Here is a 6,632-nt window from a genome sequence, read left to right on the forward strand (position 1 = left end):
TCTGAGGTCACTTTTCGCTGTCCCTCCCGTTGTCACTGGGGCCGGTCCGCTGTCACTGCTCGAGGTCGGCGGGGGTTCCGCGGTCGGAGTCCAGTGACAGCGACGCGGTGGCCGTCCCGCCATCAGGGGCTCCCGTGTGTGCTGTCTTCGAGGAGGGTGAGGCCGAGGTAGTACCGCTTGCCATTGGAGGGTTTGGAAGCGATCCCGCGGGCCTTGATCTCACGGCCGAAGGGTGAGGCGGCCAGCGGTTTGATGCCCTCGCCCGCGCACCAGGACTCATAGGCGCCGCGCAGCCTCTTCGTTTCGAGTTTCACGAGATCGCCGTCGGTGACACGGCAGTTCTCCTCAAGGAAACGGCTCAGATGGTCCTCCTCCGCCGCGTAGGTCTCAGTGGCGACCTTGACCTTGTCCGGATCCTGAAGGCCGGTGGCGAAATACTGCCGAGCCCCCTCAACGATCCACGCGAGAATTCCGGGGCCCTCCTCGCCGACGAGGATGCGCGCGAGGTTCTCCACCCGCTTCTCGGGCGCGACGGTGTTGGTGAAGGGGATGAGCCGAAGCCTGCGCCAGAAGGACGCACCGCCGCTCTTCACCTCGGGCTGATGGTTGCCCATGAGCCACAGGTGGTGGGTGGGCTCGAAGGTGAAGTGGTCCTGACGCATGAACCGGGCGGTGATGGTGTCACCCCCGGTGAGCATCTTCATCTTGGCCTCGTCGAACCGGTCCTCCTGGTTGACCTCGGAACAGATGACGAGCCGCATGCCCTGGAGACGGGCGAGTTCGGTCTCGTGGGCGGAACGGGAGTGCATGAGGAAGTCGTGCGGCGCGGTGGTCGCGTAGTCGCCGAGGAGTTCCCTCAGCACGTCCAGGAACACCGATTTACCGTTGGAGCCGCCGCCGTGCAGGAACGGCAGCACATGAGTGCCGACATCAGCGCTCGCTGAGAACCCGGCGAGGCGTTGCACGTAGGAGATGACCTCACGGTCGCCTCCGAAGGTGTCGGCCAGGAAGGAGTCCCATCTCGGTGTGGGCGTGTCGGGGTCGGGCGCAGCGGTCGTCGAGCGTGTGTGAAGCTGGGCGGGATCGGGTTCGGTGAGTTCGCCTGTCTCCAGGTCGACGACGCCACCAGTGGTGTTGAGCAGACGGGGAGCGGCGTCAAGGCGGGCCGCAGGGGCGACGACGCGCTGATCGGTGCGGGCGAGCTGCACCATCGCGCCCAGGTTCCGCGCGGCGAGCGAGCGCGCCTTGTGGGCGGCGTCCTCCTTCGTGTCGTCGGGGAGCGCGCGGGCGATCGCTCGCGCGAACTCGGGAACGCGGCCGACGTCGTCCCAAGCCCACCGGTGGCCGTTCCAGATAAGCCACCTGCCTCGCTCTGGGACATAGCGGATCTCGTCCTGATGGGTGTCGGCCAGGCGCAGGGCGTTGCCGTCGTCGGTGCGGGAATAGGTGTCGAGGGCGGTCACCGGAGCGAGCTCGCTGACGGCGAGTGCCGCGGTGCCGTCGGTGACCGGGGACCGATCCGGCCGTGTGAACCGCGTACCTGACGCCGGAGCGGGGACGGCGGTCAGGTGCCGGAACGGCTCCGACGCGGACTCGCCGTATCCGGCGGCCTTGAGCGCCCTCGCGGCGGCCTTGTGGTCGCCTCCGTGTTCGAGGAGGGCGTAGGCACCGAACTTCGTGTACGGGGTCTCGCTGTCGAACTCGGTGCTCGTGGAGAACACGTACAGACGGTCCCTGTCCTCGGCGTGGCCGGTGGTGGCGGAGAATCCCACCCGCTTCCCCGGACGCCGCCAGTACCGGGTGCGCCCGGAACTGTACACCTCGACCCATCCGTGGGGGGTGAGGATGTCGGACCAATCGGTGCTGGCCTCGTAGGCGTCGCCAGGGCTGGCTCCACCTCCGCTCCGTGACCCGCTGGCGGGCTGGGAGAAGCCGCGTGCCGCGTGTCCCGGGGTGGCGTCAAGCATCCGGGCAAGCTCCAGAAGCGCGTCGGAGACCTCACGATCCAGAGTGGCGATGCTGTCCGCGCCCCCGGTGTGCAGGGTCCACGGACGCCCGGTCGGATGCACGGACCCGTGGGAAGGGGCGATGACGAGGAAGCCCCCCTCGCTTTTGGTCTCGATGAGGACCTGGGTCTTCTGGCCAGGGCGCGCCGCCAGCTCTTGGTCGTTGGAGGGCCGGGAGGCGAGCTTCATGTTCGCGACGCCCCGACCATCATCGACACGCCAGAGCAGGTGGAGCCCTCCCGACGCGGTCAGCTCGGTATATCCGGCCATGACCGCGCTGAGCACGTCGCCGAGTCCGAACTCGCGCGCCAGCTCGCGATAACGCGTGAAGACGCCTTCGGTGACAGCTCGGTGTTCGACGTCGAGCGCGACGACTCCGCCGGAGACGGCCCCGGTGACGATCCCGATGCCGGGGTGCCCGTCGGAGAACCAGCTCCTCAGCGCCTCGACTGTGGGGCGCTCGGTCATGTAGCGCTTCCACATTCCCGTGGCCGGCGCCTTGGTTCCGTCGGCGGCCGCGGGGATGACACAGAGTCCGGCCGAATGGAGGGTGAGGGCGGCGTCGAGAGTGGAGCGGGAAAGCCCCGTGTCCGGCACGTCGTCACCGTTTCTGGTCGTTGGGTCGGGGCTGAAGGGCTGATCCCCGCTCATCGGAGGACGCCCTGCCACAGGCGTACGGGGTGAGCGTGGGTACCTGGGTCGGTCGATCTCACATAGCCGATGGCATGAATGACACCGCGTCGGTGAAAGTAGGCGAAGCGGGCGCCGATCAGCGCGGTGCGCACCACAGGCGGCAAGTACGGGCGAATGTCGTTGGCGGAGAAGGGACGGCCTCCGACCGCCGCGCGAGCGATGAGGTGGTCGATGGCAGCGACATCGTCACTAGACGCTTCGGTCACCGCGGCCATTCCGGCGTCGCGGAGCCGGACACCCTCTGTACTGGCCTGCATGCTGCCCTCTCGTCGTCGTGCTGCTTGTGTTGAGGAACCCAGCGAGGTGCGTGCGGGTCCCGACGGTTCGATCAGAGCCGTTCGGGCTGGTGGGATGGCGGTCCGCCGCGGAGGAGGGTGAGGGCCCCGGGCTTCGGGTCCGTCCCCCGTTCGGTGGTGCCCCGGAATCGGGGGCCGGGGCACCACCCATCGGGCTACTTCTGCTGGAGGCTGGCCAGAAGGGCTTGGACTGCGGGGTCATTGGGATCGGCCATCGCCGGAGTCCCCGCTGTGGCGGTGGAGGACGCCCGCTGCCGAACCGGTTCCTGAGTCGAGGAGGCGGTTCCGGACTCGGCCCTCGGAGCCGCCGACGCCTGGTCAGGGGTCTGGGAGTCCAGCCATTCCTGGGCGCGCCGCGCGTCAGCGCCCTGCTCGTCGAAGGGGGCCAGGACCCATGCCTCGAACCCAGAGCTCGTGGTCGCCTTGCCGATGCGGCCGAGCACCATGTGGGCGCCGGGTGACAGACGGTTCACCAAGCCGCCGTGGGTCATCAGCACACCTTCACGGAGCTTCTGGTCACCGTCGAGGTCGACCACGTCAACGGTGGCGGCGGGAACGTCCCGGGCCTTGAAGTGGTCGTATCGGTCCTCGATCTTGTGGCAGTTGGTGATGAGCACGAGATGACCGTCGTGCTCAACGGGCTTGAAGAATCCGCCACCCGTGGGCTGACTGAAGGTGAAGGACATGGTGGGTTCTCCGTTCCTATGCGGCTGGTGTGGCCTGGTCGGGGGTGAGGTCACCGGGGCAACCGACGGCGAGGTCGGAACTTCCGGGCTTCCACCACGGACAGAACCGGCAGGCGCTGCTCGCGGTGGCGGGTAGGTGGGACCACATCCGGGGGCGGGCTTCGGGGTCCAGGGCGATAAGAGCGTCGCGGATGGCACCGAGCCGTTTGAGGGCGTCGAGGGCGGCCTGGCGGTCGTACTCAGAGGTCCACACCCACAGGCCGCCGAGCATGCCGCCGCGAGGGTAGAAGGCGAGGGCCACGGTCTCCGGTCGGTATCCGGCGTTCTCCCAACCGAGCCCGTAGAGGTTGGCCTGGATGCGGTACTGCTCACGGACTCCTTCGGTCTTGTATTTGCGCATCGCGGACTCACCGACGACCTTGTGGTCAATGACGGTGTGAGTGCGCGTGTCGTAGGCGTCGCAGGAACCGGACAACCGGTATCCGGACACGGCCCCGTCGTCGACCCGTACTCGCTCCTCGATGAGGAACCGGCCCGGCTCCTTCTCCCGGTTGTGGCTTTCCAGGGCACCCGCCAGCCAGTCGTGCGTGGCGGTACCGACGATGGACGGCCACGGGTCCCCGCCGTCGTTCACCACGGGCCAGTCCATAAGCTTGTAAGCGAGCCGCCTCGGGCAGGGGTCACCGACCTCGGAGGGGCCGATCCGTCGCTGCTTGGAGCGGGGAGCGTTGGCGGAGGCGTCGAGGATGATCTCGGTGAGCGTGCGCCGGATGCCCTCCCCGCTGTCGGGCTCGATTCCGACCGCGTCGCCGGGCTGAATGAACGTCAGGACTCTCCACCTCCCCCGGCTGTGGGGTCGAGGAGGACGAACCGACGCGACGGAGCGGTGGTACGGGTGTACTCCTTGACGAGGTCGGGGTGCTCCTCGCGCAGAGCCCGGACGTCCACCTGTCGACGGGGCTTGGTCCACCGGTAGTAGACGACCGGCTCACCGCCGATCCTCGCCTCGGTGGCCTCCCCCAGGAGGGCCTTGAGCTTGTCCTCGATCGCCCGCTCCATCTCTTTCTGTTCGGCGATCTGCGCGCGGACCAGGCGGAGTGCGGCAACGAGGGTGGCTTGGCTCGTGATGTCGACGCGAGCGCCCACTACGCCACCTCGTCCAAGGTCTCTGTCGCGTCACTGCCGGAACTCCCGTATCCGGCCGCTCTGAGGATGGGCACCAATGTGGACAGGTGCATACGGATGGGCCGGCCAACGATGTCGGGCTGGAGCGGTAGGCGACCGCGGTTCAACGCGTGCCAGGTGATCAGGTCCAGGTGCGCCCACCAGGATCCGACTGACGCGGCGCTGTAGCTGCGGCGTTTCGTCACCAGGACGCCGAGATCGGCCCCGGAGTTGGCGGTTTCCTGCTCCGTCTCGGCGAGCCACCGGGTGATGTCGGCGTCGTGGGCCGCCTCCGCCGTTTTCCCTCCCTTGACCTCCCAGCAGATGCCGGGAGTTCCGACGATGTCACCCAGGTCATGCTCCCCGGCCAGGGCACGCCGCTCGGCGGACGGCCAACCGTGGTCACGCAGGTAGCGGACCACGCCGGTCTCGGCCCGTGTTCCGATGGATCGGGACTTGCTCACGAGGAATCTCCCGTCATGGTGGTGAGGCGGGTACGAGGTTCGGTGGGTTCAGGCGGCGTCGTCTGCCAGCCTCGCCTCGACGAACTCGGTGAGCGCGGAGGCGGGGACGAACCGGGCAGCGCCGACCTTGTACGAGCGCAGCTCGCCAGACGCGATGAGCTTCCAGACGAAGGCCTCGCTCAGGGCCAGGGAGTGGGCCGCCTCCGGCACTTTGTAGGCGACGCGTGGGATCTCACCGGAACCGGTGGAAGGGAGCCGGGCCATCAGGCGACACTCCCCACCGACGCGGGGATGACCTCGAACAGCTCGGCCAGTCCCACGTCGAGGACGTCACAGGCGCGGGCGACGAACGCACCACTGGGCTGGACATGGCCTGAACACACACGGGTGACCGTGGAGACGGTGACCCCCAGCAGAGCAGCCTGCGCCGACGCGGTCTCGCAGCCCCGTGCACGCATCATGCGCTGGAACTGGTGAGTCCGGAGGACGAGACGAGGCTTGATCACATTGCCTTGCATGCATGCAACTTTAGACAGACACAGACCCTCGATGCAACCCCTTATCTCCCATGCAACAGGGGATTACGGTTCACTTTTGCATGAAATCTAGTCATGCAAGCAAGGTAAAAACCTGGCAAGGTAAGGGTTTTGTTGCCTAGATGAACGCACTTCGAGGATGCTAAATTTGCATGTATGCAAGATCAATTCTCATCAGCATGGCAGCCAGAGCGGTTCCGGCAGGCCCTCGGCGCGCTTCGCGACCACCTTGGTGTCACGCAAGCCCAACTCGCAGAGTGGGCGGGAGTCAGTGCGCCACAGGTCTCCAGGTGGACCAGGGGCATCTCGCGACCCAGCTATGACTCCTTGAAGCACCTCTTGACACGCTGCGTGTCCGAGGCGCCCCAGAGCGACTCAGCTCTCGGCTTGGCCGCCCGCGTCGCCAAGGCGGCGGGCTACCCGGGGCTACCCTTGAGCCCGATCGATCAGGCCAGCGGTGACATCCACTCCCAAGCCTCCCGAGGTGAACCGACCGACGGTGGCAGCTACGTCACTGAGGCTCGCACGCACCACATGTCCGGTCGCGTGTGGCAGATCGTGCGCGACCTGGAGGCCGACGCGGCGGGGGTCCCGGACGACGTCGCCGAGGAGATGATCCAGCGCGCGATCGACAACGCCGAGACTCAAGCACGGCTGGTCCTGGACGCGGAACGACGCCGGTGGGAGCGCCAGCAGGAGGAAGCACGGACACGCAGAAACATGAACTGAGCGTTTTTCATCCTGCCTCGCGGAGTTGAAGCACGAGCACAGCCCGGGTGATCTCTCC

Annotated in this window: 9 protein-coding genes and 1 pseudogene; 2 read left to right on the forward strand and 8 right to left on the reverse strand. The window is 67.3% G+C overall.

Annotated features, from left to right (window positions below; genetic code table 11):
• Nucleotides 1-122 precede the first annotated feature (122 nt).
• The 8 genes from DVR05_RS24045 to DVR05_RS24080 form a co-directional block, all read right to left on the reverse strand.
• Nucleotides 123-2,474 (reverse strand): phage/plasmid primase, P4 family, encoded by a 2,352-nt coding sequence (locus tag DVR05_RS24045; protein ID WP_232832290.1) that lies wholly within the window; start codon nt 2,472-2,474, stop codon nt 123-125.
• Between the two features lie 179 nt (nt 2,475-2,653).
• Entirely contained in the window at nt 2,654-2,956 is a 303-nt protein-coding gene (locus tag DVR05_RS24050) for a hypothetical protein (RefSeq protein WP_116248187.1), read from the reverse strand.
• Between the two features lie 194 nt (nt 2,957-3,150).
• On the reverse strand, nt 3,151-3,681 hold the full coding sequence (locus DVR05_RS24055; protein ID WP_116248188.1) for a hypothetical protein: 531 nt from the start codon (nt 3,679-3,681) through the stop codon (nt 3,151-3,153).
• A 16-nt stretch (nt 3,682-3,697) separates the two neighbouring features.
• Nucleotides 3,698-4,318, reverse strand: a complete 621-nt coding sequence (locus tag DVR05_RS24060; RefSeq protein ID WP_232832291.1) for a PD-(D/E)XK nuclease family protein — start codon at nt 4,316-4,318, stop codon at nt 3,698-3,700.
• Between the two features lie 188 nt (nt 4,319-4,506).
• On the reverse strand, nt 4,507-4,827 hold the full coding sequence (locus DVR05_RS24065; RefSeq protein WP_116248189.1) for a hypothetical protein: 321 nt from the start codon (nt 4,825-4,827) through the stop codon (nt 4,507-4,509).
• Nucleotides 4,827-5,309 (reverse strand): hypothetical protein, encoded by a 483-nt coding sequence (locus DVR05_RS24070; RefSeq protein ID WP_116248190.1) that lies wholly within the window; start codon nt 5,307-5,309, stop codon nt 4,827-4,829. The genes DVR05_RS24065 and DVR05_RS24070 overlap by 1 nt, the downstream gene beginning before the upstream one ends.
• Nucleotides 5,310-5,357: 48 nt before the next feature.
• Nucleotides 5,358-5,573 carry a helix-turn-helix domain-containing protein gene (locus DVR05_RS24075; protein ID WP_116248191.1) on the reverse strand — a complete coding sequence of 72 codons (216 nt, stop codon included), beginning with the start codon at nt 5,571-5,573 and terminating at the stop codon, nt 5,358-5,360.
• A complete protein-coding gene (locus tag DVR05_RS24080) occupies nt 5,573-5,770 on the reverse strand; it encodes a helix-turn-helix transcriptional regulator (protein WP_198659330.1) in 198 nt (65 codons plus the stop codon). The genes DVR05_RS24075 and DVR05_RS24080 overlap by 1 nt, the downstream gene beginning before the upstream one ends.
• A 231-nt stretch (nt 5,771-6,001) precedes the next feature.
• Here DVR05_RS24080 and DVR05_RS28030 point away from each other — a divergent pair.
• Nucleotides 6,002-6,178 (forward strand): annotated as a pseudogene (locus DVR05_RS28030) (helix-turn-helix domain-containing protein); the annotation flags it as partial.
• 201 nt (nt 6,179-6,379) lie between these two features.
• Nucleotides 6,380-6,574 (forward strand): hypothetical protein, encoded by a 195-nt coding sequence (locus tag DVR05_RS27610; RefSeq protein WP_232832292.1) that lies wholly within the window; start codon nt 6,380-6,382, stop codon nt 6,572-6,574.
• Nucleotides 6,575-6,632 lie beyond the last annotated feature (58 nt).

This window comes from Nocardiopsis sp. FIRDI 009, assembly GCF_003386285.1.
Taxonomy (GTDB): domain Bacteria; phylum Actinomycetota; class Actinomycetes; order Streptosporangiales; family Streptosporangiaceae; genus Nocardiopsis.

Coding starts and splice junctions, on each gene's coding strand:
- DVR05_RS27610 (WP_232832292.1), top strand. CDS start 6,380: ATGTCCGGTCGCGTGTGGCAGATCGTGCGCGACCTGGAGGCCGACGCG.
- DVR05_RS24050 (WP_116248187.1), bottom strand. CDS start 2,956: ATGCAGGCCAGTACAGAGGGTGTCCGGCTCCGCGACGCCGGAATGGCC.
- DVR05_RS24075 (WP_116248191.1), bottom strand. CDS start 5,573: ATGGCCCGGCTCCCTTCCACCGGTTCCGGTGAGATCCCACGCGTCGCC.
- DVR05_RS24045 (WP_232832290.1), bottom strand. CDS start 2,474: ATGACCGAGCGCCCCACAGTCGAGGCGCTGAGGAGCTGGTTCTCCGAC.
- DVR05_RS24055 (WP_116248188.1), bottom strand. CDS start 3,681: ATGTCCTTCACCTTCAGTCAGCCCACGGGTGGCGGATTCTTCAAGCCC.
- DVR05_RS24080 (WP_198659330.1), bottom strand. CDS start 5,770: ATGATGCGTGCACGGGGCTGCGAGACCGCGTCGGCGCAGGCTGCTCTG.